22 protein-coding genes and 3 tRNA genes are annotated in these 25,597 nt (G+C 67.4%); 10 read left to right on the top strand and 15 right to left on the bottom strand.

Features of this window, described 5'->3' with window-relative positions:
- Positions 1-156: 156 nt before the first annotated feature.
- The 5 genes from ACZK2G_RS15265 to ACZK2G_RS15245 form a co-directional block, all read right to left on the bottom strand.
- A complete protein-coding gene (locus ACZK2G_RS15265) occupies positions 157-1,947 on the bottom strand; it encodes an acyl-CoA dehydrogenase C-terminal domain-containing protein (RefSeq protein WP_337303133.1) in 1,791 nt (596 codons plus the stop codon).
- Between the two features lie 60 nt (positions 1,948-2,007).
- On the bottom strand, positions 2,008-2,484 hold the full coding sequence (locus tag ACZK2G_RS15260; protein ID WP_006380397.1) for an LEA/WHy family protein: 477 nt from the start codon (positions 2,482-2,484) through the stop codon (positions 2,008-2,010).
- A 162-nt stretch (positions 2,485-2,646) separates the two neighbouring features.
- The gene (locus ACZK2G_RS15255) at positions 2,647-3,198 is read right to left on the bottom strand and encodes a lipocalin family protein (protein ID WP_478473765.1); all 552 of its coding nucleotides are present in this window, start codon (positions 3,196-3,198) and stop codon (positions 2,647-2,649) included.
- A 159-nt stretch (positions 3,199-3,357) separates the two neighbouring features.
- Positions 3,358-3,433 (bottom strand) — tRNA-Phe (locus tag ACZK2G_RS15250).
- Between the two features lie 73 nt (positions 3,434-3,506).
- Positions 3,507-3,582: transfer RNA gene (locus ACZK2G_RS15245), tRNA-Phe, on the bottom strand.
- Positions 3,583-3,917: 335 nt separating this feature from the next.
- Here ACZK2G_RS15245 and ACZK2G_RS15240 point away from each other — a divergent pair.
- Positions 3,918-4,943, top strand: coding sequence for an NADP-dependent oxidoreductase (locus ACZK2G_RS15240; protein WP_164159136.1), 1,026 nt, complete (start codon positions 3,918-3,920; stop codon positions 4,941-4,943).
- A gap of 71 nt (positions 4,944-5,014) precedes the next feature.
- Here the strand turns inward: ACZK2G_RS15240 and ACZK2G_RS15235 are convergent, their stop codons facing one another.
- Positions 5,015-5,857, bottom strand: coding sequence for a bifunctional transcriptional activator/DNA repair enzyme AdaA (locus ACZK2G_RS15235; RefSeq protein WP_478473764.1), 843 nt, complete (start codon positions 5,855-5,857; stop codon positions 5,015-5,017).
- A gap of 132 nt (positions 5,858-5,989) precedes the next feature.
- On the opposite strand from ACZK2G_RS15235, the gene ACZK2G_RS15230 reads away from it, so the two are divergent.
- Positions 5,990-6,751, top strand: coding sequence for an SDR family oxidoreductase (locus tag ACZK2G_RS15230; RefSeq protein ID WP_478473763.1), 762 nt, complete (start codon positions 5,990-5,992; stop codon positions 6,749-6,751).
- A 6-nt stretch (positions 6,752-6,757) separates the two neighbouring features.
- On the opposite strand, the gene ACZK2G_RS15225 is transcribed toward ACZK2G_RS15230, so the two are convergent.
- On the bottom strand, positions 6,758-7,243 hold the full coding sequence (locus ACZK2G_RS15225; RefSeq protein WP_136639752.1) for a hypothetical protein: 486 nt from the start codon (positions 7,241-7,243) through the stop codon (positions 6,758-6,760).
- Between the two features lie 160 nt (positions 7,244-7,403).
- Here ACZK2G_RS15225 and ACZK2G_RS15220 point away from each other — a divergent pair, with 160 nt between their 5' ends.
- Positions 7,404-7,577: a hypothetical protein gene (locus ACZK2G_RS15220; RefSeq protein WP_426355548.1), complete on the top strand. Its 174-nt coding sequence runs from the start codon at positions 7,404-7,406 to the stop codon at positions 7,575-7,577.
- A 61-nt stretch (positions 7,578-7,638) separates the two neighbouring features.
- On the opposite strand, the gene ACZK2G_RS15215 is transcribed toward ACZK2G_RS15220, so the two are convergent.
- The 4 genes from ACZK2G_RS15215 to ACZK2G_RS15200 form a co-directional block, all read right to left on the bottom strand.
- Positions 7,639-7,714, bottom strand: a tRNA-Ala gene (locus tag ACZK2G_RS15215).
- 88 nt (positions 7,715-7,802) lie between these two features.
- On the bottom strand, positions 7,803-8,729 hold the full coding sequence (locus ACZK2G_RS15210; RefSeq protein WP_478473760.1) for an alpha/beta hydrolase: 927 nt from the start codon (positions 8,727-8,729) through the stop codon (positions 7,803-7,805).
- Positions 8,719-9,612, bottom strand: coding sequence for an alpha/beta fold hydrolase (locus ACZK2G_RS15205; protein WP_478473758.1), 894 nt, complete (start codon positions 9,610-9,612; stop codon positions 8,719-8,721). Before ACZK2G_RS15205 ends, ACZK2G_RS15210 begins: the two co-directional genes overlap by 11 nt.
- A gap of 20 nt (positions 9,613-9,632) precedes the next feature.
- On the bottom strand, positions 9,633-10,688 hold the full coding sequence (locus ACZK2G_RS15200) for a sugar phosphate isomerase/epimerase family protein (RefSeq protein WP_136639754.1): 1,056 nt from the start codon (positions 10,686-10,688) through the stop codon (positions 9,633-9,635).
- Positions 10,689-10,789: 101 nt separating this feature from the next.
- Between ACZK2G_RS15200 and ACZK2G_RS15195 the strand changes: the two genes are divergently transcribed.
- A complete protein-coding gene (locus ACZK2G_RS15195) occupies positions 10,790-11,371 on the top strand; it encodes a TetR/AcrR family transcriptional regulator (RefSeq protein ID WP_478473756.1) in 582 nt (193 codons plus the stop codon).
- Positions 11,372-11,551: 180 nt separating this feature from the next.
- The gene (locus ACZK2G_RS15190) at positions 11,552-13,882 is read left to right on the top strand and encodes a TonB-dependent receptor (RefSeq protein WP_046985303.1); all 2,331 of its coding nucleotides are present in this window, start codon (positions 11,552-11,554) and stop codon (positions 13,880-13,882) included.
- A gap of 89 nt (positions 13,883-13,971) precedes the next feature.
- Here ACZK2G_RS15190 and ACZK2G_RS15185 read toward each other — a convergent pair whose 3' ends face one another.
- Both ACZK2G_RS15185 and rnd read right to left on the bottom strand, forming a co-directional pair.
- Positions 13,972-14,724: a hypothetical protein gene (locus tag ACZK2G_RS15185; protein WP_248298509.1), complete on the bottom strand. Its 753-nt coding sequence runs from the start codon at positions 14,722-14,724 to the stop codon at positions 13,972-13,974.
- Between the two features lie 177 nt (positions 14,725-14,901).
- Positions 14,902-15,978, bottom strand: coding sequence for a ribonuclease D (rnd, locus tag ACZK2G_RS15180; protein WP_046985304.1), 1,077 nt, complete (start codon positions 15,976-15,978; stop codon positions 14,902-14,904).
- A gap of 84 nt (positions 15,979-16,062) precedes the next feature.
- On the opposite strand from rnd, the gene ACZK2G_RS15175 reads away from it, so the two are divergent.
- Both ACZK2G_RS15175 and ACZK2G_RS15170 read left to right on the top strand, forming a co-directional pair.
- Positions 16,063-17,949 (top strand): formylglycine-generating enzyme family protein, encoded by a 1,887-nt coding sequence (locus tag ACZK2G_RS15175; RefSeq protein WP_426355549.1) that lies wholly within the window; start codon positions 16,063-16,065, stop codon positions 17,947-17,949.
- 88 nt (positions 17,950-18,037) lie between these two features.
- The gene (locus tag ACZK2G_RS15170) at positions 18,038-18,934 is read left to right on the top strand and encodes a M48 family metallopeptidase (RefSeq protein ID WP_478473755.1); all 897 of its coding nucleotides are present in this window, start codon (positions 18,038-18,040) and stop codon (positions 18,932-18,934) included.
- Between the two features lie 550 nt (positions 18,935-19,484).
- On the opposite strand, the gene xseA is transcribed toward ACZK2G_RS15170, so the two are convergent.
- The gene (gene xseA / locus ACZK2G_RS15165; protein ID WP_478473753.1) at positions 19,485-20,816 is read right to left on the bottom strand and encodes an exodeoxyribonuclease VII large subunit; all 1,332 of its coding nucleotides are present in this window, start codon (positions 20,814-20,816) and stop codon (positions 19,485-19,487) included.
- Positions 20,817-20,860: 44 nt separating this feature from the next.
- On the bottom strand, positions 20,861-21,931 hold the full coding sequence (gene queG, locus ACZK2G_RS15160; protein ID WP_478473751.1) for a tRNA epoxyqueuosine(34) reductase QueG: 1,071 nt from the start codon (positions 21,929-21,931) through the stop codon (positions 20,861-20,863).
- Positions 21,932-21,954: 23 nt separating this feature from the next.
- On the opposite strand from queG, the gene ACZK2G_RS15155 reads away from it, so the two are divergent.
- The 3 genes from ACZK2G_RS15155 to ACZK2G_RS15145 all read left to right on the top strand — a co-directional run bounded on the left by ACZK2G_RS15155 (position 21,955) and on the right by ACZK2G_RS15145 (position 25,566).
- On the top strand, positions 21,955-23,439 hold the full coding sequence (locus ACZK2G_RS15155; RefSeq protein WP_478473749.1) for an NAD(P)H-hydrate dehydratase: 1,485 nt from the start codon (positions 21,955-21,957) through the stop codon (positions 23,437-23,439).
- Entirely contained in the window at positions 23,436-23,918 is a 483-nt protein-coding gene (gene tsaE / locus ACZK2G_RS15150) for a tRNA (adenosine(37)-N6)-threonylcarbamoyltransferase complex ATPase subunit type 1 TsaE (protein WP_046985047.1), read from the top strand. The genes ACZK2G_RS15155 and tsaE overlap by 4 nt, the downstream gene beginning before the upstream one ends.
- An 82-nt stretch (positions 23,919-24,000) precedes the next feature.
- Positions 24,001-25,566, top strand: coding sequence for an N-acetylmuramoyl-L-alanine amidase (locus ACZK2G_RS15145; RefSeq protein ID WP_046985046.1), 1,566 nt, complete (start codon positions 24,001-24,003; stop codon positions 25,564-25,566).
- Positions 25,567-25,597: the final 31 nt, after the last annotated feature.

The raw sequence follows: 25,597 nt of genomic DNA, 5'->3' as shown, positions 1-25,597 counted from the left end.
GGACTGCGCACACGAGCAAGCGGCGATCGAGGCTACAAGAACGTACTTGCGCCGTCCCCCGCAATCGGACCCGCCCTGCCATCCCGCAGGAAGCCAGCTGTTGCTGTTGCTTTAGCTCCAGCCTTGGCTGCTGCGGGTGCCGGGCGGCAGCCCGGCTCAGGCGCCGAAGCGTTCGTCGTCCATCGCCATCAGCGGGGCGGCGCCGGCCTGGATCGCGGCGGCGTGGCTGAGCGTGCGCGGCAACACGCGGGCGAAGTAGAACCGTGCGGTTTCGCGCTTGCCCTGGGCGAAGGCGGCGCCATGCGCGCTGGCATCGGCGGCGGCCACGCTGCGGGCCCACCAGTAGGCCAGCACCACGTAACCCGAATAGAACAGGTAGTCGTAGCTGGCCGCGCCGAGTTCGTCCGGATTGGCGGCCGAACGCTGCAGCACATCCATGGTCAGCTTGCCCCATTCGGCGGCCTTGGCGCGCAGCGGGCCGATGAACTCCGCCAGCGCTTCGTCGCCCTCGTTGGCCTTGGCGAACGCCTCGATCTCGGCCAGCATCAGCTTCAGGCCGGCACCCTGGCTGGACGCGGTCTTGCGACCGATCAGGTCCAGCGCCTGGATGCCGGTGGTGCCTTCATACAGCGTGGTGATGCGCGCATCGCGGGCCAGCTGCTCCATGCCGTGTTCGCGGATGTAGCCGTGGCCGCCGAAGCACTGCAGGGCGTTGTAGGTGTTCTCGATGCCCCATTCGGTCTGGCAGGCCTTGGAGATCGGGGTCAGGAAGCTCACCAGGGTGTCAGCGCGCTCACGCTCGGCGGCATCGTCGGCGTGGTGGGCGACGTCGATCAGGGTGGCCGCGTGCAGTGCCAGCAGGCGGCTGCCTTCGACCAGCGACTTGATGGTCAGCAGCATGCGCCGCACATCCGGGTGCACCAGGATCGGATCGGCCGGCTTGTCCGGGAATTTGGCGCCGCTGAGCGAGCGCGACTGCAGGCGCTCGCGGCTGTATTTCAGCGCGTTCTGGTAGGCGCGCTCGGACAGGCCGATGCCCTGTAGGCCGACACCCAGGCGAGCAGTGTTCATCATGGTGAACATGGCCTGCAGGCCCTTGTGCGGCTGGCCAACCAGGTAGCCCTGTGCACCATCGAAGTTCATCACGCAGGTGACCGAACCCTTGATGCCCATCTTGTGTTCGATCGAGCCACAGCGCAGCGCGTTGCGCTCGCCGACGTTGCCATCGCGGTCGACCTTGAATTTCGGGGTGACGAACAGCGAAATGCCCTTCGCACCCGGGGGCGCATCAGGCAGCTTGGCCAGCACCAGGTGCACGATGTTGCCGGTCAGGTCGTGCTCGCCGGCAGTGATGAAGATCTTGGTGCCGGTGATCGAATAGCTGCCGTCGGCGTTCGGCTCGGCCTTGGTCTTGAGCAGGCCCAGGTCGGTGCCGCAGTGCGGTTCGGTCAGGCACATGGTGCCGGTCCAGCGGCCTTCGATCAGCGGCTTCAGGAAGGCCTCGTGCTGCCATGCTTCGCCGTGCTGCTTCAGTGCTTCGATGGCGCCGTGCGAGAGCAGCGGGAAATTGCCCCAGGCGAGATTGGCGGCATTGATCATTTCGTTGAGCGGCACGCCCAGGGTGTGCGGGAGGCCCTGTCCGCCCAGTTCCGGTGCGGCGGTCAGGCCGGTCCAGCCGCCGTCCACGAACTGGTCATAGGCCTGCTTGAAGCCGGGCGGGGTGGTCACTTCGCCGCTGGCCTGGTCGAGCACGCAGCCGATCTCATCGCCGACGCTGTTGAGCGGTGCCAGCACGGTGGCGCTGAAACGGCCGGCTTCTTCCAGCACGGCATCGACCACGTCGGCGGTGGCGTCGGTGAAGCCCAGGCGGGCGAACAGGGGTTCGACCTTGAGCACGTCGTGCAGGCCGAAACGGAGGTCGGAAAGCGGGGCGGTGTAGCTGCTCATCAGGTACGTCTCGATCAGGGGCAGGGGGAGCGGCGGCAGGCGCCGCGGCGGAAAGTGGAGTCAGCGCAGCACGCCCGGCAGGCCCGGGGCCTGGTTGAGGGTGCTGCGGCTGCTGATGTCGAAGCTGCGCTGCTTCTTTTCCTGCGGCGTGGCCGCCACCGAACCCTTCAGGCCATAAGCGAGGGTACGATTGCCAGCCAGCGCATCGGCCACCACCAGGCGTGCGGCCGAGCTGGGCACAAGGTCGACATTGATGACGTCGGCGGAGGTGCCGCCGATGGAGATGCCGGGCTTGGCCTGCAGGGTGCCGGCTTCGGTGTCGCCGACGGTCAGGGCCAGGGAGACGTCATCGAAGGTCATCGGCATCGAGCTGTAGTTCTGCAGGCGCAGGGCCACGGTCCAGTTGCCGTCGGCGCGCACGGTCAGCTGCTGCAGGCTGGCCGCCGGTTCCGAAACACGCTTGACGATGCCGTTGTTGCAGGCAACAAGGGCGAGGGTGCACAGGACGATCAAGGCGATACGGAAACGGTGGAGCATGGGCGCAGGTCCTCTGAAGGGGTGCGTTGGATAAGCATACTACGGCGTATGGTCGTTTGGATCGCCTGTGGCGACCCGTCGCAGAGGGTAGCGCGTGAAGATGGCGGCCGGGCGTGCGTGGCGCCGGATCGGTCGCGCGCAGTGCGCCGTATGCGGGGCGATTCAGTCGGCAGGCGTGTCGCGCAGGGGGGCCATCAAGCGCAGCGGCTTGAGGTCGTAGCCCATTGCTTCGGCCTTCGCTTTCAACTGTTCGAACCGGCTGCGATCCATTTCCGGCAGGCGCGAAAGGATCCACAGGTATTTCCGGTCGGGTTCACCGACCAGCGCCCACTGGTAATCCGGGTCCAGTGCCAGCACCCAGTAATCGGCCCAGACCAGGGGCACCCAGCTCAGCCAGTCGGGAACGAAGCGCACCTGCAGTTGGCCGGGATGGCCGGCAACCGGGCGTGCCACGCCTTCAGCAACCACGCGTTCTCCGTCGCCGTTGCGGCAGGCATTGGTGACACTGATGCGGCCATCGCGGCGCAGCCCGTAGTTGGCGGTGATCTCGCCAACGCACTGCTTCTGGAACGACACCGGAAGATGCGCGATCTCGTGCCACTGACCGGCATAGCGATCGATGTCCAGCGTGTCGACCGCGCGCACCGGCTCGGCGGCGATCACCGGCAGGGTGGCCAGCAGCAGGCAGGCGAGCAGGGCAGGGCGAAGATGCATGGGCGGCTCCAGACAGGAGTCTGGAGCGTAGGTGGCACGGCGTGAGGTGGTGTAAATGTTTCGTCAACCAGGCGGCGCTGGCCGGGCCTGGATCCACGCCTTGCGAGGATGGCAGATCGCAGACAAAAAAAGACCTGCATTTCTGCAGGTCTCGAAAGATGGTGGCCGAAGACGGAATCGAACCGCCGACACGGGGATTTTCAATCCCCTGCTCTACCAACTGAGCTACTCGGCCAAATTGTGTGGCAACCGTGATCAAACCCGGTTTCCGGAAAAAAAAGACCCGCATTTCTGCAGGCCTTCGAAAATGGTGGCCGAAGACGGAATCGAACCGCCGACACGGGGATTTTCAATCCCCTGCTCTACCAACTGAGCTACTCGGCCACATGTTTCGTTACAGCGAGGTCGCTGCCAAGGACGCGTATATTACGGAGGTCGGCTGCCTTCGGCAAGCGTTTTGCCAAGATTTCTTCACATTGCCGTCTGCGCGCTCGCAAGTGCTTGATCCTCCGTTGTGGGGCGGGGCGTGGCCAATCGATCATCGTCTGCGATGGAAATCAGCAGGTCGCCGCGATCGCCAAAGCTGCAAGGGCAAGGGTTGCGCCGGACCCGCGCGGGTACGGGCAATGGAACGCTGTTTTCGTGGCCGCTGGCGCCGCCCGCAGCGGCGTAGTGTCGACGCTCCTTTCCTGATGCTGGCAACAGCAGAGTCCGTCGCCATGACCGCTTCTTCGACTACTTCCCGCATCGTGCTGGCCTCGCGTCCACAGGGCGCACCGACCGCCGGCAATTTCCGTCTGGAGCAGGCCACGCTGCCGGCGCCCGGGCCGGGCGAAGTGTTGCTGCGCAACCGCTACCTGTCATTGGACCCTTACATGCGCGGACGCATGGACGAAGGCCCGTCCTACGCCCCGCCGGTGGCGGTCGGCGCGGTGATGGAGGGTCAGACCGTGGCCGAGGTGCTGCAGTCCAACGCCGAAGGGGTAGCGGTGGGGGATCTGGTGCTGGCGCCAGGTGGCTGGCAGACCCACGCGGTGCTGCCTGCGACTGCGCTGGCACGTCGACTCGATCCCGCCGGCCTGCCATTGAGCACGGCGCTGGGCGTGTACGGCATGCCCGGATTCACTGCCTATTCCAGCCTGCATGAAATCGCCCGTTTGAAGCCGGGCGAGACGCTGGTGGTCGCCGCAGCGAGCGGCCCGGTCGGGGCGACCGTGGCCCAGCTGGCCAAGCTGCAGGGCGCACGCGTGGTCGCCATCGCCGGCGGTGAGGCCAAGCGTGCCTACCTGCAGACGCTGGGCGTGGACGTGGCGCTGGACCATCGCGCCGCTGATTTTGCGGACCAGCTGCGCGCGGCGGTGCCTGCGGGCATCGACGTCTACTTCGAGAACGTCGGCGGCCATGTGCTGGATGCGGTGCTGCCGCTGCTCAACGACTTCGCTCGCATTCCGGTATGCGGCACCATTGCCACCTACAACGACCGCGGCGTCGAGCAGCCCGGTCCGGACCGCCTGCCGGCGCTGTTCAGCCAGATCCTGCGTCAGCGCTTGACCGTGCGTGGTTTCATCGTGCACGACTTCAACCACCTGTGGCCGGACTTCGAACGCGAGATGCCGCAGTGGCTGCGCGAAGGCCGCATCCAGTACCGCGAGGATGTGGTGGAAGGACTGGAGAATGCACCGGAGGCGTTCTTCGGGCTGTTGCAGGGGCGCAACTTCGGCAAGCTGGTGGTGAAGCTGGATTGAGGGCTTGGCGGTGTGCCAACCAAGGTCGGCACCTACCGGAAGCTGGGCGCCGACCAAGGTCGGCACCCACCTCAGGCAGTCGAGGCCTTTTCGCGGCGTAGCAGTTCGCGCTTGCGGGCCACGCCCCAGGCGTAGCCGGACAGGTCGCCGTCGCGGCGCACCACGCGGTGGCAGGGCACTGCCACCGCCAGCGGGTTGCTTGCGCATGCGCGGGCTACGGCACGGCTCGAGCGCGGGGCGCCGATGCGCGCGGCGACATCCGCATACGACGCGGTCTGCCCGCGCGGAATCTGCTGCAGCGCTTGCCACACCCGTTGCTGGAACGCGGTGCCGCGGATGTCCAGCGGCAGCGTGGCGCCCCGCGAAGGATCCTCGACCAGGCCTACGACCTGTGCCACCAGTTGCTCATAGCCCTGGTCGGCGCCGACCAGTTCGGCTTGGCGGAAGCGTTGCTGCAGCGACTGCAGCAGGGTCTCCGGATCGTCGCCGAGCAGGATCGCGACCACGCCGGTCCCGCTGCTGGCCACCAGCACGCTGCCCAGTGAGCTTTCGGCAAGCGCGAAGTGGATGACTTCGCCGCGACCACCTGCGCGCCATTGCTTGGGAGTCATGCCCAGCAACTTAGGTGCGTTCTCATAGAAGCGTCCACTGGAACCGAAGCCAGCATCGTGGAAGGCGTCGGTGATGCGTTGCTGTTGTTCCAGCCCGGTGCGCAGGCGGTCGGCGCGCAGCGCGGCGGCGTACTGCTTGGGGGTCAGCCCGGTGGCCTGCTTGAACAGGCGATGCAGGCGCGTCGGGCTGCAGCCAGCGATGTCGGCCAGCTCCTGCAGCGAGGGTTCGTCGAGGCTGGTCTGCAGGTGGCGGCAGACCCGTTCTACGCGGGCATCGAGGGCGGTGGTGGCGGTACTGTCCATGGCTGGATTCTGGCACGTGCCGGTTCTGCGGAAACTCCGTTTCCTGCACCGACGGGTCAGGCCCGGAAACGGAGTGTTGGCAGGCCGAAGGCGCAGCATCGTGGCGGCCACTTCACAACCGGTACCACGACCATGCGCCTGAACAACAAGATCGCTCTCATCACCGGTGCCAGTGCCGGTATCGGCCGCGCCAGCGCCCTGCGCTTCGCTGCTGAAGGCGCAAAGCTGGTGCTCAACGCACGGCGGCCGGAGCCGCTGCAGGAACTGGCCGAGCAGATCCGCGCCGCTGGTGGCGAGGTGGTAGTGCATGCGGCGGATGTGGCTGATCCGGGCACGGCGCAGACGCTGGTCGATCTCGCCCAGCAGTCATTCGGTGGCCTCGACATCGCCCTTAATAATGCCGGCATGCTCGGCCTGGGCGTGCCGGCCGCGGAGTTCCCGGTGGACGCCTGGCGCGAGGTGATGGCGACCAACCTGGATGCCGCCTTCCACGCCGCACGCGCGCAGTTGCCGGCGATGCTGGCGCGCGGCGGTGGCTCGCTGGTGTTCGTCGGCACCTTCGTTGGTCATACGGTGGGATTCCCGGGCATGGCGGCCTATGCGTCGAGCAAGGCTGGGCTGATTGGCCTGAGCCAGGTGATCGCCGCCGAATACGGGGCGCGTGGCGTGCGCAGCAACGTGCTGCTGCCCGGGGGCACGGATACCGAGATGGGCCGGCAAGCGGCACCCACCGGCGATGCCCGCGACTTCGTGCGCTCGCTGCACGCGCTCAAGCGCCTCGCCGAGCCGGAGGAGATCGCCAATGCGGCGTTGTTCCTGGCCAGCGATGAAAGCAGTTTCGTTACCGGCAGCGCGATGCGCGTGGAGGGTGGGGTGTCGATCACCCGTACCTGAGCGCGGTCACGTGCGTGGCGCGTAGCGGATGCCGCTGCTGGCCATGAAGCCTTTCGGGTCGAACCGGGCCCAGGCCTCGCCCCAGTTGAAGTGGGCGTGGCCGCCGCTCAGCTTGCAACCCAGCGCCGCACCCAGCGTGCGGCGCATGAAGGCGACTTCGGCGTCGATCGCTGCCTGGGTCGGCCAGCCGTCTTCCAGTGTTGCACCGGGTAGATCGACGCTCATCGTCACCATGTCGAGCCGTTGCCCGTGGAAGCACAGGCTGATGCCGGCAGGCGCACCGCCCAGGCTGAGCCGGTGCAGGCTCAGCCAGTGGTAGCCGGTGCCGACATCGCGCTCCCCACTTACCAAGGCGGCAAAGGCGACGCGCGCTTCATCCAGTGAGAGGGTGGGGCAGATCAAGGCCGGTAGATTGCCGAGACGGAGGCTGCCGTCGGTCGCATCGAGGATCATCGGCACGGCGTGTGCTGCGTGCTGGACGGAAGAGGGCATGGTGCACCCGGTATGCATAGTGCGTCGGATTCTGGATGTACCTTGCCGATGGCTGCAAGCCGCGGGCTGCACACAGCGTTCGCACCGAACTGACTGGCGGCTTACCCGATGCGCTCTAGCGTGGAGGCAGCGTCGGCCCCCGCCGACGAGGGAGTTTTCGATGAGCGAGCACGATAAAGACCACGGCGACCCGAAGCAGGGCGTGCAGGAAAGCCGCCAGGACAGGAAGCAGGACGATGTGGCCAAGCAGCGGCCGGGGCAGCGCGATCAACAGGTGCGCGATACGCACTCGCGGAGCCCGCAGCACAAGGACGGAGGCCAGGAGCCGGCCTGAGCCGGGATGCTGAAAAGAAAAAACCCGCAGATCACGTGGATCTACGGGTTCTTCCGAATAGTGGTGGAGCCAAGGAGGATCGAACTCCTGACCTCGTCATTGCGAACGACGCGCTCTCCCAGCTGAGCTATGGCCCCACGGCAGGGTTTCAGTGTAGCGCTGCCAGTGGGGCTTGCCAAGCGGAGGGCAAGGCGGCGGTATTGGCCCCGCCACCGGCCCACCTGTTCAGGCCAGAGCCTGACGCAGCCGGGCGCCCGCGCGCTGTACCGCCGCGTCCGTGGAGGTGACCACCCCGTGCAGATGGATGCAGGCATGGATCATCCCGGGCAACCGCTCCAGCGTGCACGCCACGTTCGCAGACTGCAGGCGCGCCGCGTAGTGCTCGGCCTCATCACGCAGCGGGTCGTGCTCGCAGCTGAGCACGGAAGCCGGTGCCAGGCCGGACAGGTCCGTTGCGTGGGCCGGCGAGGCGAGTGCAGGCGGCGGATCCATGTCGCCCAGATAAGCCTGCCAGCAGCGCAGCATCAGTTCGGCGCTGAGGTAGTAGCCGCTGGCGTACTCGCGGTAGGAGTCGCTGCCCATGCCGGCATCCAGGGCGGGGTACAGCAGCAGCTGGTGGTGCGGCTGCGGCAGGCCGAGATCACGCAGCAGCAGGCAGCAGGCGGCAGCGAGATTGCCACCGGCACTGTCGCCCCCGATCGCCAGTCGTTGCGGGTCCAGGCCCAGGCCCGCGGCGTTGATCTGCAGCCACTGCCAGGCGTCTGCTACATCCTGCAGCGGCACCGGGAACGGATGCTCCGGGGCCAAGCGGTAGCCGACCGCCACCACGACGCAGCCGCTGGCATTGGCCAGCGCACGGCAAGGACCGTCATAGACTGCCAACGAACACTGGAACCAGCCGCCGCCATGCGCGAACAAAAGGGCCGGTGCCGGTCCGTCGGGCAGCCCGTCCGGGGTGTACAGGCGCACTTCCAGCGGCTGTCCGTCACGTGCGGCCACGCTGTGCTCGATCACGTGTGCGACCGGTTGCGGTGCACCCTGCAATTGCGGCAGCGCGGTCTCGCTGATCGCACGCAGTTCGCGCAGGTCCTCGGGCAGCGGATGGGCCGCGACTGCATCGACGAACTGCTGCAGTGCGGGTTCAAGCGGCATGACGCGCCTCCTGCAGGAACGGCAGCAGCTGTTCCAGGAACGCCTGCGGTGCTTCCTCCATGATGAAGTGGCCACAGCCCGGTACGATGCTGCCGCGCAGGTCATCGGCGTGTGGTTGCAGGGTCAGCATCGGTGCATCGGCGGTGGCATGCTCGGCGCCGATCGCCAGCACCGGCATTGCGAGCCGGCGCTGCGCACGCAGCTTGTTCTGGCGGATCGTTTCCGGAATCGCGCGGTACCATGCGAAGCCGGCGCGCAGTGCACCGGGCCGACTGTAGGCGGCAATGTAGGTATCGGCGGCAACAGCATCACGGCGGTACGACCAGCGGTCGAACATGAATTCCAGATAGGCGCGCTCGCGTCCGGTGATCAGTGCTTCCGGCAGGTCGGCCACCTGGTTGAACATGAAGTGCCAGAGGAAGATGTTGTCGGCCGGCGCAGCGAAGATGCCCGGCTCCGGCGCCAGCCCGGGGATGACTGCTTCGGTGACGGCCAGCTGCTGCACGGCCTGCGGCTGGTCGCTGGCCAATGCATAGGCGATCCACATGCCGATGTCATGGCCGACCACCTGATAGCGCTCGTGGCCCAGCGCCTGCATGGTCTGGTGCAGTACCGCGGCGGCGCTGCCGGTGTCGTAGCCGTGCGCAGGGCGATCGGATTCGCCGATGCCTGGCGGGTCGACCGCGATGGCCTCGAAACCGGCGGCTGCCAGTGCATGCAGCACATGGCGCCAGGCATACCAGGTCTGCGGCCAGCCAGGGATCAGCAGCACGGGCTGGCCGCTGCCTGCCGACACGCAATGCACGCGCTGGCCGTCGATACGCAGGTAGTGATGGCGCAGGGCATCGTCGCCGGCAGTGCCAGCGGAAGAAAGGGTGTTCATGGGGGTTGCTCCGTTGGGGCTCAGGCGATGCCGAGCATCTGCTGCATCTGTGCGGTGCTGATCGGTGCACCAGCGAAATCGTCGAAGATCTTGTCGGTGACCGGAATGATGTGGTCACGGATGAAAGCGGCACCTTCGCGTGCACCGGCCTCCTGGTCCTTCAGGCAGCACTCCCATTCCAACGTTGCCCAGCCCTGGTAATCGTACTGGGCCAGCTTGGAGAAGATCGACTTGAAGTCGACCTGGCCATCGCCCAGCGAGCGGAAGCGGCCCGCCCGCTCGGTCCAGTCGGCGTAGCCGCCGTAGATGCCCTGGCGGCCGCTGGGGCGGAATTCCGCGTCCTTGACATGGAACATGCGGATCAGTGGGTGGTAGATGTCCAGGTACTGCAGGTAGTCCAGCTGCTGCAGCACGAAATGGCTGGGATCGAACAGGATGCGGCAGCGCTCGTGCTGGCCGACACGCTCGAAGAAGCGCTCGAAGCTGGTGCCATCGTGCAGGTCTTCACTGGGATGGATCTCGTAGCAGAGGTTGATGCCGTTGTCCTCGCAGGTATCGAGGATCGGCCGCCAGCGCCGTGCCAGTTCATCGAAGGCCGCATCGATCAGTCCCGGCGGGCGCTGCGGGAACGGGAACAGGTAGGGCCAGGCGAACGAGCCGGAGAAGGTGCCCATGTCCTGCAGGCCCAAGCGGCGCGACGCGTGGGCGGCCAGGTGCAGCTGCTGCTGCGCCCATTCGCTGCGAGCCTTCGGATTGCCGCGCAGTGCTTCGGGGGCGAAGCCGTCGCAGAGTTCATCGTAGGCCGGATGCACGGCCACCAGCTGGCCGAGAATGTGGGTGGTCAGCTCGCTGACCTGCAGGCCGTGCTCGGCCAGCGTGCCACGAATGTCGTCGCAGTAGTCCTGGCTGTCGGCAGCGGTGGCCAGGTCGAACAGGCGTGCATCCCAGGCCGGAATCTGCAGCGCCTTGAAGCCGTGGCCGGCCGCCCACGCGGCAATGGCGGTAAGCGAGTTGAACGGGGCCTGGTCGCCGGCGAACTGCGCCAGGTGCAGGCTGGGGCCCTTGAGGGTCTGCATGTGTTGCTCCAATTGTTTGTCGATCAACAAAGAATAGGCGCGAGCATCGATGCGGTCAACACCCGCGTTACACTGCGCGCCTCAGAACGGCAGGCAGGCAGATGGCAGGGCGACCGCGCGAATTCGACAGGGACCAGGCATTGCGCAAGGCAATGCTGCTGTTCTGGCAGCACGGCTATGAAGGCACCTCGATGTCGGCACTGGTCGAAGCACTGGGCATTGCATCGGCGCGCATCTATGCCGCGTTCGGCAGCAAGGAGCAGTTGTTCCGCGAAGCCGTTGCGCTGTACGAGGAAGGCGAAGGCGGCTTCGCGCCGCGCGCGCTGGAGCAGGCCACGCTGCGCGAGGCGATCGGCAGCATGCTGCGCGATGCGGTGCTGACCTACACCCGACGTGGCCGACCGCATGGCTGCCTGGTGGTGTCTTCGGCCAGCAGCGTGTCGCCCGATGGCGAGGGCATGCGGGATTGGCTGGCCAGCCACCGCCGCCAGCGAACCGCGGCGATCATTGCGCGCCTGCAGCAGGCCCAGGCCGAAGGGGAGCTGGCCAACGATGCGGCGGTGCAGGCCATGGGCGATCACTTCGCCACCGTGCTGCACGGCATTTCGGTGCAGGCCCGTGACGGCATCAGCCGCGAGCGACTGCTGGCGATGGTCGATGTGGCGTTGACCCCGCTGCCCTGAGTCAAGCCTCCAGGGCGTGCGGAATGCCCGGTGACTGTGCCGAAACCGCTTGTTTCGCCGTGTTTGGGCGCCGCGCAACGAAATCGTAACAATTTGGGGGATAATGGCGGCTTGCGCAGTTCTCCTCCTTTTTGCCGCCCGGCCCGCGCAGGCCGCACGGACGCCTCCTCAGAGCATTCCATGCCCTCCCATACCGATTCCCGCCGCCTGTCGGGTATGTCGTCTTCCTTCGTTTCCTTCCGCCGCCACCCGCTGGCGCTGGCCTGTGCCGGCGTGGCCCTGGCTGCCAGCTTCGGCGCCTCGGCGCAGGACAGTGCGCCGACCCCGACCGGGCTGGACACCATCACCGTGACCGCCGAACACCGTGAGCAGAACCTGCAGGAAGTGCCGGTCTCGGTCGGCGTGGTGCAGGGCGAGCGCATGCGCGACTTCACCGCTGGGGGTGACGACACCCTGCTGGCGCTGTCCGGCCGCGTTCCGAGCCTGTATGCGGAAACCACCACCGGCCGCATCTTCCCGCGCTTCTACATCCGTGGCCTGGGCAACATCGACTTCTACCTGGGTGCCTCGCAGCCGGTGTCGATCATCCAGGACGATGTAGTCCTCGAGCATGTAGTGCTGAAGTCCAACCCGGTCTATGACGTGGACCAGGTGGAAGTGCTGCGCGGCCCGCAGGGCTCGCTGTTCGGCCGCAACACCACCGCCGGCATCATCAAGTTCGACACCCTGAAGCCGACCCAGGAGTACAGCGGCCGCGTCAGCGCCAGCTACGCGACCTACAACAGCGTGTCGATCGACGGCGGCTTCGGTGGCCCGATCAACGACATCGCCTCGTTCCGCGTGTCGGCCCTGTACCAGCACCGCGACGACTACGTCGACAATACCTACAAGGGCCCGAGTGCGGACGGCACGGTCAGCCCGAAGAAGAACGCCATGGGCGGTTTCGATGACCGCAACGTGCGCGCACAGCTGCTGCTGACCCCGAGCGACCAGTTCTCGATCCTGGCCTCGGCCCACGCCCGTGACTACGAAGGCACCTCGACCCTGTTCCTGCGCGGTGCGCTGACCAAGGGCTCGAACAAGACCGACGTGCCGCGTGACCAGGTGGCCTACGACGAAGCCGGCAACAACCCGCAGGCCTACAAGACCTACGGCGGCTCGGTGAAGGCACGCTACGATTTCGGCGCGATCGACTTCACCTCGATCACCGCCTACGAGACCACCTCCGGCTATAGCCGCGGTGACACCGACGGCGGCGCTGCGGTGAACTTCCCGGTCAATGGCGTACCGAACGGTTACGGCCAGTCGATGGGCCGCATCCGTGATCTGGACCAGTGGACCCAGGAATTCCGCCTGGCCAGCCATGACGACAGCGCCCTGCAGTGGCAGGCCGGTGCGTTCTACTTCAATGGCAGCGACACCACCGATTTCTACCAGCGCGCCTGGTTCCTCAACGGTGCTGCACGCAACCCGAACAACTGGGTGCGCCTGCGCAACAAGAACACCTCGTGGGCCGGTTTCGGCCAGCTCAGCTACGCGTTCACCGACAAGTTCACCGTCACCGCCGGCCTGCGCCAGACCAAGGACGAGAAGCACACGCGCCTGCTGAAGACCGCTGACACTGCCGCCGGCGTGGTTACCTACAAGGGCCGCACCGACGTCAAGATGTCCGACACCACCCCGAGCTGGGATCTGAGCGCGATGTATCAGATCACCCCGGACGTGAGCGTCTACGCCAAGGTTGCGCGTGGCTTCCGCGGTCCGACCATCCAGGGCCGTTCGGCGGTCTTCAATGCCGACTTCACCACCGCCGATTCCGAGACCATCCTGTCCTGGGAAGCGGGCGTGAAGAGCAGCCTGTGGGACAACCGCCTGCGCCTGAATGCCACCGCGTTCACCTACACCGTCAACGACATCCAGCTCAACGGCAACGATTCGGACGGCAACGGCGTGCTGTTCAACGCCGACAAGGCAAAGGCCTACGGTTTCGAAGCCGACATGGAGCTGCGCCCGATCCCGAACCTGACCCTGAGCGCCGGCCTGAGCCTGCTGCACAGCGAGATCAAGGACAAGCGCGTGTACGCGCAGGTCTGCGGCCTCAACGGCCAGGTGGTCTGCACCGTCGGCGACCCGACCATCAAGGTCGGTGCCAACACCTTCGCGCAGATCGATGGCAACCCGCTGCCGAACGCGCCGAAGTACAACGTCAACCTGGCCGCCCGCTACGACTTCCCGGTCAGCGACGCAGGCACCATGTTCGTTTCCACCGACTGGAACAAGCAGGGTTACACCAGCTTCGTGCTGTACGACAGCAAGGAATTCAACTCCAAGGGTGACTTCGAGGGTGGCCTGAAGATCGGCTACTCGGGCAACTACGGTGCCTACGAAGTGGCGCTGTTCGCGCGCAACATCACCAACGAGAAGAACCTCAAGGGTGTGATCGAGAACTACATGGCTGCGGTCTACAACGAGCCGCGCACCGTGGGTGTCTCGCTGAACATGAACTGGTAATGCGCTGTCGCGATGGCGGGCACTGTCCCGCCATCGCATCGACGGAATGCAAAGGGCGGTCCGGTGATCCGGGCCGCCCTTTTCGTTGCTCAATCGGAATCGGCCCCATCATCCCCGGGTGTCCCGCCATGGACCCGATAGCCGGCTGCACGCAGATGCTCCGGCCAGGGCGGCGTGGCCATTTCTTCCAATGCCATCGACAAGCGCGAGGCAAGATGCAGGGGCGCCGACTCCAGCCAGTCAAGGTAGGCATCGCTGCGGATGATGGCGCGAAGTGCGGCGGCGTCATGCCATTGCGATGCCGGCAGCAGGGTGAAGCCGGTCACCTCGAACAGGCGCTGGCGTTGGCGGGCATCCATGCGCAGCGGGAACGCGAGCAGCAGGTCCGGCTGGTAGGCCAGTGTGGTGTGGCCGTAGCGCCACGCGGTGACTTCGGCGCGATCGATGCCGGGTACAGCACCTTCCAGTGCCAGTCCACCGCCGGCTTCGAAGTAGCCATGCATCAGGGCATGCGGGTGCAGCGCAGGCTCGAGCGTGTCCTGCTCGCTGGCATCGGCATCCTGTTCGATCAGTGCGGCCGACAGTGCCAGGTAGTGGACCGAGCGGGAAAGATCCAGCCCGCTGGCCAGTACGGTGTAGGCATTGAGCAGGCTGCTGCGATCGATGCAGGGGTTCTGCGGGGCATCGTCGGCGACCTGTTGTGCCAGCGCGATGTAGCGCTCCGCGCCGTGCGGATCCTTGAACAACACGCGATAACGCTGTGGATCGCGCAGCACCTCAATTGCGGCTTGCAGGTCGCCCCGCGAAAGGGCTTCGCTGATGGACTCGGGCGTCTGTGCCACGGCAACTCCGGATGCGGGTGGGCAGGAAGGTGCTGCAATGCTGCTGGACGCCAGCATCAGCAGCGAGGCTGTCATCCATCGTGATGTGCCGGATTGGAGCCACGCAGGCATGCAGCAACGTCCTTGTCGATCATCGGCAGGGCCGCCCCTGCCGGGCGGCTGATGCGGTCGGTTTTCTTATGCGGGCAGCAGTGCCTGCAGCCGCGATTCCAGTTCCTGCTGGCGCCAGCCGGCCAGTGCGGCAGGCCATTGGCGACGTTCCAGATAGCTTTCGAGGTGCTTGCGCGAGGCTAGGATGCCATCGGGCAGGCCCAGCTCTCGGCTGCGTTCGGCCACCGCATCCTGCAGCTTTTTCAGCGCCTGCTTGTTGCTGTCGTTGGCCGGCAACGCCAGTGGCGCTTCGGCTTCGTCGGCCAGCGGAGTGTCCAGCGCCTGCCACACGGCAGCGGCGAGCTTGCGCGGTGCCTTGGGGAACTGCTCGAACAGCTTGGCCAACGCGTCGGCGTCGGCCGGTGGCGTACGCGCCAGGGTCGCCGCCAGTTCGTTGTCCAGGATCCAGCTGCGCGGGCGGTCGCTGCTGCGTGCCTGCACATCGCGCCAGCGCAGCAGGCGCAGCAGGCGGTGCTGCGCGGCGGCATCAAGGAACTGCGCCGAGCGCATCGACAGGTGCGGCCAGCGGTCCTCGTCATTGGCGACGCTGGCCAGCAGGCGCTCGCCGTCGTCATGCAGCCACTGCTGGCGGCCGAGCGCCTGCAGCTTGGCATCGATGGCGTCATGCATCGCGAACAGATGCTCGACGTCGTCGGCGGCGTACTGCAGCTGCGACTCCGACAGCGGCCGGCGCATCCAGTCAGAGCGGGTCTCGCCCTTGGCCAATGCCACGCCGGTGATCTCAGCCACCAGCTTCTGGTAGCCCATGCCGCCGCCGATGCCGGCCAGTGACGCACCGATCTGGGTGTCGAACAGCGGTCGTGGAAGCACGCCACAGGCCCACTTGAAGGCGACCAGGTCTTCGCTGGCGCTGTGCATCACCTTGATGATTGATTCGTCGGCCAGCCACGGTGCCAGCGCCTCGGTCATGCCGGGAATCAGCGGGTCGATCAGCAGGATGTCCTGGCCGACCGCCATCTGCACCAGCGCCAGCTGCGGCCAGAAGGTGCGTTCACGAATGAATTCGGTGTCCAGGCCGATGCGGGAGGGGCGCTGCTGGAAGTACGCATCCAGCTCGGTGGGGGTGGTGATCCAGGTTGCCACGGGTCAGGGCCTACTACTCGGGTTTGCTCAGGGAGGGGAGAATAGCCTAACGTCGGTCCGCGTCCGTGCTGAAGGAGATCCCGCTTGCGTTTTCCGCTGTCGTCCGTGCTGTGCACCGCCCTGGCCGTGGCCCTGGCCGGTTGCACGCCGTCGCCCCCCGCGACGGCGGACCGGACGACTGCTGATGAAGCGCGTCCGGCCGCGGACAAGGGCGCTGATGACAACCCGCAGGTGGCCCGGGGCAGTGTGACCATCGCCGGCGAGGATGCCGCCGAGGACGTGCAGCAGTGGACGCCGCCAAGGGTGGACCGGCAGGGCCGCAGCCTGGCCCAGTTGCGCCGTGCCGCAACGCAGGCGTACGCCGATGGCCGCCTGTACGAGGACGCCGACGCGGCCATCCCGCTGTGGCTGGCGGTCCAGGAAGAAGACCCGGATGACCGCCAGGCGCGACTGGGCCTGCAGCGCGCGCGCCAGCGCCTGCAGCAGCAGGCCGATGCGCTGCTGGTACGCCCGCTGAAACAGCGCGAAGCACTGGCCGAGGCCAGCCGCCAGGCACTGGTGCTGCTGACCCTGGCGCCCAAGGACGAGATCGTGCGGGCGCTGCAGGGCCGGGTGGAGAACGCGCAGCGGGTGGTGGCCTACAACCGTGCCGGCGAAGAGGACCTGCGCGCCGACCGGATTGGCGAGGACGGCGACGGTGCGATCGGCAATTTCCGCGAGGCGCTGGCGCTGGATGAACACAACAGCCGGGCGCGCCAGGGCCTGGCAGCGGCTGAGAGCGGGCTGATCCGGCGTGCAGAAGAGGCCGCGCGCGCGCGTGATTTCGCCAGCGCCGGCAGCTGGTTGGCCGAGGCCAGCAAGGTCCGGGACTCGTCGCCGACCATTGCCGATGCATTCGAGCGCATCGAGCAGATCCGGGCGACCGTATTGCTGCAGCTGCGTGACGACGGCCTGCGTGACCTGACCACGCCACAGGGTCTGAAGCCGGCGCGTGAGAAGCTGGGCGAAGCCCTGCGCATCGCCCTGCCGGGTGACCCGGTGGTAGCCCAGCTGCGCGAGCGTATCGACCTGGCCACGCACTATGGCAGCTTCCGACCGGGCCAGGTGTTCAGCGATGCGATGCGTGACGGCGGCCGCGGTCCGCAGATGGTGGTGGTCCCGCATGGGGGCTTCCAGATGGGCGCAGGCGATGCGGAGCCGGGCGCCTCTGATTCCGAACGTCCCTCGCATTACGTGCGTTTCGATCGTGGCTTCGCGATGGCGATCACCGAGGTCACGGTTGGCGATTTCGAGCGCTACGTGAAGGCGACCAACGCGCGGCCACGTGCGAGCCGTCGCGGACATTCGGTGGTCTATGACGAGCGCAGCGGCAATTTCATCCGCCGCAGCGGCGTGGATTGGCGTTCGGATTACGACGGCGCCCGCGCGCTGGGCAATGCCCCGGTGATGCATGTCAGCGTGCGCGACGCCGAGAACTATGCGGCCTGGTTGTCCGAGCAGACCGGTCGCAGCTACCGATTGCCCAGTGAGGCTGAGTTCGAGTACGCGCTGCGTGGCGGCAGCAGTGGCCGCTATCCGTGGGGCGACGCCGGCATACCGCCGCCTGGCAGCGGCAACTTTACCGGCAGCAAGGATGTGTCGCCCTCGGGGCGGCACTGGCACAACGCCTTCGTCGGTTATGGCGATGGCTGGTGGGGGCCGGCACCGGTGGCCAGCTTCCAGGCCAATGCGTTCGGCCTGCACGACATGGGTGGCAACCTCAGCGAATGGGTGGCCGATTGCTGGCATGCCAGCTACCGGCGTGCGCCCTCCGATGGCGCGGCCTGGTTCAACCCGGGCTGCCGGGCCCGGGTGATCCGTGGCGGCAACTGGGCCAACGCGCCCGAGCAGACCCGCGCCGCCTGGCGCCAGTCACAGGATTCAGACACCACCAACGCGCGCATCGGCTTCCGCCTGGTGCGCGGCATCTGATCGGCGTCCGGCTTCACCCGCTACGGGCATCGGCGCACTAAGATTGCGCCGTACCCGCCGGCCGGCGGGGCTGCTGGAAGATCTCCCGATGAGCAACGATCCCTTCTCCCGCTCGCAGCAGGGCCCGCAGCGGCGCGGCCTGTTCGGCAACATCCGTTGGTGGGTGCTGCTGCTGGCCGCCGGTTACGCCGCGTTCTACTGGTTCTCCAACCGCACGATCGATCCCTACACCGGCGAGAAGGTGATGATCGACAGCAGCCTGGATGCGCGCCAGGAGACTGCACTGGGGCTGCAGGCCTACCAGCAGATCCTGTCGCAGGAACGGCCGATGGACCCGAATGCGCCGATCGCACGCGACGTGCGCGACATCGCCCAGCGACTGATCGCCAAAGTGGACGTGGTTGAGACCGCACTGGCGCGGGAGCACGGTGTGCAGCCGGCGCATTTCGCGCGTGATTTCCAGTGGGAAGTGAACGTGATCCCGTCCGAGCAGGCCAATGCGTTCTGCCTGCCGGGCGGCAAGATGGCGGTGTACACCGGCCTGGTGCCGGTGGCGCGCACCCGCGATGCGATGGCGGTGGTGATGGGCCATGAAATCGCCCATGCGCTGCTACGCCATGGTGCACAGCGCATGGCCCAGCAGAAGCTGACCCAGATCGGGCAGGTGGCTGGCGCAGCCAGCGGCATGGACGCGCAGCAGCAACAGATGATGATGTCGGCGATGGGCTACGGTTACTTGTTGCCGTATGCGCGCAGCCACGAGACCCAGGCTGACGAAGTGGGGCTGATGCTGGCGGCGGCGGCGTGCTTCGATCCACGCGAGGCGGTCCCGCTGTGGCAGCGCATGGGCCAGGCCAGCGGTGGTCAGGCACCACCGGAATTCTCCTCGACCCATCCCAACCCGGGTACCCGCATCCAGAACCTGCAGGCGCTGATGCCCAAGGCGCTCGAGTACCGGCAGAAGTTCTGCGAGCAGGCAAAGTAGGGGGTTGTTCGGCAGGGCTGCGCCCTGCACCTGCTACAAGCCAGAGCAACAGCAACAGCAACAGCAACAGCGTGCATTCCGTGGGATGGCGGGGTGGGTCCGGTTGCGGGAGACGCCGTAAACCCATCCATGGGGGCTTGGCCGCGGCATCCATGCCGCGGACACTCCCGCAACCGGACCCACCCCGCCTTCGACAGATTTCTGCTGCTGTTGGTAGGTGTCGACCTTGGTCGACACGGTAGATCCACGCCATGCGTGGATGCCTGTCGATCTCAACTCGAAATATTCGATTTCGATGGAGATTCATCCACGCGTGGCGTGGATCTACCGACCGTCACCGGGAAACTGTCGAGGGTGGGGTGGTGTGGCTGTGCAGGACCGTTGGCGCCATGGATGGCGCCATCGAGCCCCCATGGATGGGTTTACGGCGTGTCCTGCACAGCCACACCGCCCCGCCATCCCACGGAATACCAGCTTGGCTGTTGCTTCGGCTGTTGCTGTCGCTTGAACGCTTCGGCAGGTGCAGGGCGCAGCCCTGCCGAACAACCCTTTACTTGACCTGCACGTCGATCACGCCGTCGCCGACGCGAGCCTGCAGGGCGTCACCCGGCTGCACCTGATCGACCTGGCGCACCAGTGCGCCATCGTCGCTGCGGGTCAGGATGCTGTAGCCACGGGCCACGGTGGCCAGCGGGCTGACTGCTTCCAGCGAACGCGCCAGCCCGCGCAGGCGCAGTGCGTCGCGCTCCAGCAGACGCTGCATCGCGGCCTGCGGGCGCCCCCGCAGGGCAGCCAGGCGGCGCCGCAGCGCGTCGAGCTGGCGCTGTGGATGGTGACCGCGCAACACCGCCGCCGCATGCCGCAGGCGCGCGGCACGGCGTTCCTGCTGCTGGTTGAATGCAGCATGCAGGCGCCGGCCCAGATCGAGCTGGCGGCGGCGCAGCAGGTCCAGCCGGGCCTGCGGGCTCTGTGCGTTCAGACGCAGCAGGGCGCGGTCGGCGCGCTGCATCGCCTGCTGCATCGTATGCCGTTGCAGCTGCACCATGCGCGCAGCATTGCGGCGCAGGCGCAACGCCAGTTCGCGTTGATCGGGTACCAGCAGTTCAGCTGCCACCGAAGGCGTTGGTGCGCGCAGGTCGGCGGCGAAATCGCTGAGGCTGAAGTCGGTTTCGTGGCCCACCGCCGACACCACCGGGGTGCGGCTGGCGGCGATCGCACGGGCCAGCGCTTCATCGTTGAACGCCCACAGGTCTTCCAGCGATCCACCACCGCGGGTCAGCAGGATCACGTCGTAGCGGCCACTGGCATCAGCGGCCTGCAGCAGGCGGGTGATCTGCGCGGCGGCGCTGTTGCCCTGGACCAGGGTCGGCAGCAGGTCCACTTCCAGCAGCGGGAAACGGCGGCCCAGCACGCTCAGTACGTCGCGAACGGCGGCACCGGTGGGCGAGGTGATCACCGCCAGGCGCTGTACGTGTGCAGGCATCGGGCGCTTGCGTGCCGGGTCGAACAGGCCCTCGGCTTCCAGGCGTGCCTTCAGTTCCTCGAAGGCGCGGCGCAGTGCGCCTTCGCCGGCTTCCTCCATGTGGTCCAGCACCATCTGGTACTCGCCACGCGCGTCGTACAGCGTCACCTTGCCGCGCACCAGCACGCGCATGCCCTCGCGCGGCACGAACTTCAGGTACTGCGCCTTCATCCGGAACATCGCTGCACGCAGCTGCGCGCGCGCATCCTTCAGGGTGAAATACAGGTGCCCGGACGCGGGGCGGGCCACGCTGCCCAGCTCGGCTTCGACCCAGATCGCCGGGAAGCTGCCTTCCAGCAGGTCGCGGGCCAGGGTGTTGAGCTGGCTGGGGGTGAGGACGTCGTTGTTGCGTGGCTGCATGGGTACGGCGGTGACGGGCAGAGCAGGGCGCTCAGGATCGCACGTCAGCGCGCGCCGTGCTGGGCCAGCGCCCACTGCACGTGCTCGCGCACCACGGGCGAGGGATCGTCGATGCGGGTGTGCAGGGCGGCCAACGCATCGGTCGAGGCCGGCGCGTTGCCAAGTGCCACGGCGATGTTGCGCAGCCAACGCTCGTGGCCGCTGCGGCGGATCGGGCTGCCTTCGGTACGGCGCAGGAACTCGGCTTCGTCCCAGGCGAACAACTGGTCCAGGCGCGCGGTGTCCAGATGGTTGCGCGCACGGAAATCGGCTTCGTCGGTGCGCTTGGCGAACTTGTTCCAGGGGCAGACCAGCTGGCAGTCATCGCAGCCGTAGATGCGGTTGCCGATCAACGGCCGCATGTCCTCGGGGATGGCGCCATCATGTTCGATGGTCAGGTAGGAAATGCAGCGACGCGCGTCCAGGCGCTGCGGGCCGGTGATCGCGCGGGTGGGGCAGACATCGATGCAGCGCGTGCAGGTGCCGCAGTGGGCGCTGGCCGGGGCGTCGATCGGCAGAGGGATGTCGATGTAGATCTCGCCGATGAAGAACCAGGAACCGCCATGGCGGTCGATCAGGCAGGTGTGCTTGCCAATCCAGCCCAGGCCAGCGTTGCGCGCCAGTGCGCGTTCCAGCACCGGCGCCGAATCGACGAACACGCGGTAGCCCAGTGGGGCCACTTCGTCGTTGATCTGCGTGGCCAGCTTCTGCAGGCGGTTGCGCATCAGCTTGTGGTAGTCGCGGCCCAGCGCGTAACGGGCCACGTAGGCGCGGCCGGGATCGGCCAGGGTTGCCCAGGCTTCGATGTCGTCCTTGTGGCTGTAATCCATGCCCACCGAGATCACCCGCACGGTGCCGGGCAGCAGCTCGGCCGGGCGGGCGCGCAGGGTGCCGTGGCGCGCCATCCAGTCCATCGTGCCGTACAGGCCCTGGCCAAGCCAGTCGGCCAGGTGTGCTTCATCTTCGCCCAGCTCGATGCCGGCAATGCCGCAGCGCTGGAAGCCATGCGCACGGGCCAGTTCGCGGATGCGCTGCACGGCCTTGGCCGGATCGACAGGGGCGGGGACGGGGGACATGTGCACCAGTATAAAATCCCCGCATGGCCAACCTTGCCGATCTGTTCGATTCCGCTGCCGCACGTGCGCTTGATGAGCAGGCCTCGGCGCTTGCCGCCGAGGGCGGTTGGGGCCTGATGGCGCAGGCCGGCCAGGCCGCCTGGCAGTGCCTGCTGCAGCACTGGCCGCAGGCGCAGCGGATCGGCGTGGTGGTCGGCGCGGGCAACAACGGCGGCGATGGCCATGTGCTGGCCCGTCACGCGCTGCAGGCCGGGCGGGAGGTGATGGTGATCGCCTTGCCGGGGAAGTCGCCGTCAACCGTGCTGGCACAGCGTGCAGCATCGGAATTCGCCCGCGCGGGGGGCATTGTTGCCGCATTCGACGGCACGCTGCCCGAGGCCGATATATGGGTCGATGGCCTGTTCGGGCTGGGCTTCGACCGCGCGCCGGGGGGCGCGGCGCAGGCGTTGATAACCGCGCTCAACGCGCAAACGGCGCCGGTGCTGGCGCTGGACGTCCCCAGTGGCGTCGATGCCGATCGCGGTGCCGTACCGGGCGTGGCCGTGAAGGCCGCTTTGACCCTGCAGTTCATCGTGCCGCATCGCGGCCTGTATACCGGCGACGCGCTGGATCATTGTGGCCATAAGGTGCTGGCGCCGCTGCAGCTACCCGCGGCCGCATGGCAGGGCGTGTCACCCGCCGCGGAGCACTGCACCCAGGCTCGCTTGCCGGTACTGCTGCCGCCGCGCCGCGCCAATACCCACAAGGGCGAATCCGGCCATGTGCTGTGCGTGGGTGGCAACCACGGCAGCGGCGGCGCCATCGCGATGGCCGCCGAAGCGGCGTTGCGGGCGGGCGCTGGCCTGCTCAGCCTCGGCACCCGCCGCGACCATGTCGGCCCGTTGCTGGCACGCCTGCCCGAGGCGATGACCCACGCGCTGGAAGACGGCGACGCACTGCCGGCGCTGCTGGACAAGGCCAGGGTGGTGGCGATCGGGCCCGGGCTGGGCCAGGACGAGTGGGCACGCGCATTGTTTGCGCGGGTGCTGGCATGCGGCAAGCCGTTGGTGATCGATGCCGATGCCCTGAATCTGTTGGCGCAGGACCCGCGCGCACTGCCCGAAGCCATTCTCACGCCGCACCCCGGCGAGGCTGCGCGTCTGCTCGGTTGCAGCACGCCTGATATCCAGGCCGACCGCTTCACCTGCGCACAGGCGCTGGCCGAACGTTTCCACGCGGTGGTGGTGCTGAAAGGGGCTGGCAGCATCGTGGCCGCCCCAGGACATCGGCCACGACTGATTGCCGCCGGCAATCCCGGCATGGCTGTCGGTGGCATGGGGGACCTGCTCACCGGCATCATCGCCAGCCTGCGCGCGCAGGGCCTGGCCGCCTTCGACGCCGCTGCGGCCGGTGCGCTGTTGCATGCGCTCGCGGGCGATGTAGCTGCCGCCGATGGCGCGCGCGGCCTGCTTCCTACTGATCTGCTGTCGCCGCTGCGGCGACTGGCCAACCCGGAACTCTCTCGATGATCGATTTCTTCCTTGCCGACAGCGATGCCACCGAACTGCTCGGGCAGTGGCTGGCGGCCACCCGGCCGCCGCAGGCGCTGATCGAACTGCGTGGCGACCTGGGCGCCGGCAAGTCCACCACTGCGCGGGCACTGCTGCGCGCGCTGGGGGTACAGGGTGCGATCCGCAGCCCGACCTACACCTTGGTCGAGCGCTATCCACTGGCCAGTGGCGGCGAGGCCTGGCACCTGGACCTGTACCGCATCGGCCAGGCCGGCGAACTGGATTTTCTCGGCCTGGACGAGGGCAGCGCGGTGCTGTGGCTGGTCGAATGGCCCGAGCGCGGGGCCGGTGCGTTGCCGCCGACTGACCTGGTGGTAGCCCTGGAAATCGAGGGGCAAGGGCGGCGTGTTCGTCTCACTGGGGCCAGCGACGCAGGACGTGAATGGCTGGAACGGCTTCCCAAAGGGGGCGACTTGCAGGCCATTTCTGCCGGCTGACGAGAACAAACACCGGCAGGTTACGGATTATTAAGGAAAAAGGTGTTGCATTCCGTTCAGCGCGGTGATTGAATCCTGAGCCATGCGCCCGGGGAACCGTCTCATTGCCATCTGTGCCGCCGTCGGACTGAGTCTGGCGAGCGTCAGTGCGTGGGCCGGCGAAGTCCGCCAGGTCCTGCTGAACACCGGCGCGACCGGTACCCGCGCCGAAATCTCGCTGGTTGGCAGCGGCGGCTACAAGACCTTGTCGCTGGCGGGTCCGAACCGGCTGGTGGTCGATTTCCCGGACTCCAGCGCGATACGCAATCTGAAGATGCCGGCTGCGCAGGGCGTGGTCACGGCGGTGCGTACCGGACAGCCGGTGCCGGGTACCTTCCGTGTCGTTTTCGACCTCGCTGAATCGGTGGCGCCGTTCCGCCCGCAGATGCAGCGCGAGGGCAATGAATCCAAGCTGGTGATCGAATGGCCGGGTGATGGCCCGGCCGTGGCCGCCAGCCGTCCGGCGGCGACGCCGACCGTGCCGCCGCCGCAGGCACCGGTTGCCGCACCGGCGCCGACGCCTGCCGAAAGCGCGCAGTCGCGTTCAGACGCCGCGCGTGCCACGGCGCTGCTGACGGCACAGGTGCAGCAGCAGGCCAGCGCGGCCGCTGCCGCACCGGCCACGCCGACGCCGGCACCGTCCACCGCGCCGGCCCAGGTCGCCGCCGCCGGTACCACCGCCAGCAGCACGCCTTCTTCCTCGCCGGCCGCGATCCTCGCCGGCCAGCGCACTGCTGCGGTAGTGACCAATCCGCCGGCTACGGCCCCCGCGCCGATACCGACGACGGTCGTGCCGCCGCGCCCGGTCATGCCCAGCGATGCCTCGCGCATCCGCATGCAGGCCGGCATGCGCCACCTGGTGGTGGCCATCGATCCGGGCCACGGTGGCCAGGACCCCGGTGCGATCGGCCCGACCGGCAAGCGCGAGAAGGATGTGACCCTGGCCGTGGCGCGTGAGCTGGCCCGCCAGGTCAACGCGACGCCGGGCCTGAAGGCTTACCTGACCCGCGACAGCGACGTGTTCATTCCGCTGCCGATGCGTGCGCAGAAGGCGCGTGCGAACAAGGCCGACATCTTCATCTCGATCCACGCTGACGCTGCCGAGAACCGCTCGGCAACAGGTTCATCGGTGTATGTGCTGTCGACCAAGGGCGCCTCTTCGCAGCGCGCCCGCTGGCTGGCGGACAAGGAAAACGCGGCTGATCTGGTCGGCGGCGTGCGCCTGCAGCAGACCGAAGGCACGCTTGCCAACGTGCTGCTGGACCTGGCCCAGAGCGGCTACATGAAGGCGTCCGAGGACGCGGCCGGCCACGTGCTGGGCGGGCTGAAGCGGATCGGCAACAACCACAAGCCGAACATCGAGCGTGCCAACTTCGCGGTACTGCGTACTTCGGACATGCCGGCGATGCTGGTGGAAACCGCGTTCATCTCCAACCCGGACGAAGAGCGCCGCCTGATCGACCCGGCCTACCAGCGCAAGATCGCCGGTGCGGTGCTCGATGGCGTGCATACCTTCTTCAGCCGGCAGCCGCCGCCGGGCACGCTCTACGCGGCCCGCGCCCAGGCCGAGATCGACGCCGCCGGCACCATGGCCGGTGGCAGCAAGTAACCCGTGGTACGCATTGCGTAGGGTAGCGCCG

Source organism: Stenotrophomonas sp. 107298_Sma, from assembly GCF_056480345.1.
Note: the sequence above shows the minus strand (reverse complement) of the source record. Positions and strands in the feature narration are given on the sequence as shown.

Excerpts from the sequence above, each read along its gene's own strand:
- ACZK2G_RS15265 (WP_337303133.1), bottom strand. The coding sequence starts at position 1,947 with ATGAGCAGCTACACCGCCCCGCTTTCCGACCTCCGTTTCGGCCTGCAC.
- ACZK2G_RS15260 (WP_006380397.1), bottom strand. The coding sequence starts at position 2,484 with ATGCTCCACCGTTTCCGTATCGCCTTGATCGTCCTGTGCACCCTCGCC.
- ACZK2G_RS15255 (WP_478473765.1), bottom strand. The coding sequence starts at position 3,198 with ATGCATCTTCGCCCTGCCCTGCTCGCCTGCCTGCTGCTGGCCACCCTG.
- ACZK2G_RS15240 (WP_164159136.1), top strand. The coding sequence starts at position 3,918 with ATGACCGCTTCTTCGACTACTTCCCGCATCGTGCTGGCCTCGCGTCCA.
- ACZK2G_RS15235 (WP_478473764.1), bottom strand. The coding sequence starts at position 5,857 with ATGGACAGTACCGCCACCACCGCCCTCGATGCCCGCGTAGAACGGGTC.
- ACZK2G_RS15230 (WP_478473763.1), top strand. The coding sequence starts at position 5,990 with ATGCGCCTGAACAACAAGATCGCTCTCATCACCGGTGCCAGTGCCGGT.
- ACZK2G_RS15225 (WP_136639752.1), bottom strand. The coding sequence starts at position 7,243 with ATGCCCTCTTCCGTCCAGCACGCAGCACACGCCGTGCCGATGATCCTC.
- ACZK2G_RS15220 (WP_426355548.1), top strand. The coding sequence starts at position 7,404 with ATGAGCGAGCACGATAAAGACCACGGCGACCCGAAGCAGGGCGTGCAG.
- ACZK2G_RS15210 (WP_478473760.1), bottom strand. The coding sequence starts at position 8,729 with ATGCCGCTTGAACCCGCACTGCAGCAGTTCGTCGATGCAGTCGCGGCC.
- ACZK2G_RS15205 (WP_478473758.1), bottom strand. The coding sequence starts at position 9,612 with ATGAACACCCTTTCTTCCGCTGGCACTGCCGGCGACGATGCCCTGCGC.
- ACZK2G_RS15200 (WP_136639754.1), bottom strand. The coding sequence starts at position 10,688 with ATGCAGACCCTCAAGGGCCCCAGCCTGCACCTGGCGCAGTTCGCCGGC.
- ACZK2G_RS15195 (WP_478473756.1), top strand. The coding sequence starts at position 10,790 with ATGGCAGGGCGACCGCGCGAATTCGACAGGGACCAGGCATTGCGCAAG.
- ACZK2G_RS15190 (WP_046985303.1), top strand. The coding sequence starts at position 11,552 with ATGCCCTCCCATACCGATTCCCGCCGCCTGTCGGGTATGTCGTCTTCC.
- ACZK2G_RS15170 (WP_478473755.1), top strand. The coding sequence starts at position 18,038 with ATGAGCAACGATCCCTTCTCCCGCTCGCAGCAGGGCCCGCAGCGGCGC.
- xseA (WP_478473753.1), bottom strand. The coding sequence starts at position 20,816 with ATGCAGCCACGCAACAACGACGTCCTCACCCCCAGCCAGCTCAACACC.
- queG (WP_478473751.1), bottom strand. The coding sequence starts at position 21,931 with ATGTCCCCCGTCCCCGCCCCTGTCGATCCGGCCAAGGCCGTGCAGCGC.
- ACZK2G_RS15155 (WP_478473749.1), top strand. The coding sequence starts at position 21,955 with ATGGCCAACCTTGCCGATCTGTTCGATTCCGCTGCCGCACGTGCGCTT.
- tsaE (WP_046985047.1), top strand. The coding sequence starts at position 23,436 with ATGATCGATTTCTTCCTTGCCGACAGCGATGCCACCGAACTGCTCGGG.
- ACZK2G_RS15145 (WP_046985046.1), top strand. The coding sequence starts at position 24,001 with ATGCGCCCGGGGAACCGTCTCATTGCCATCTGTGCCGCCGTCGGACTG.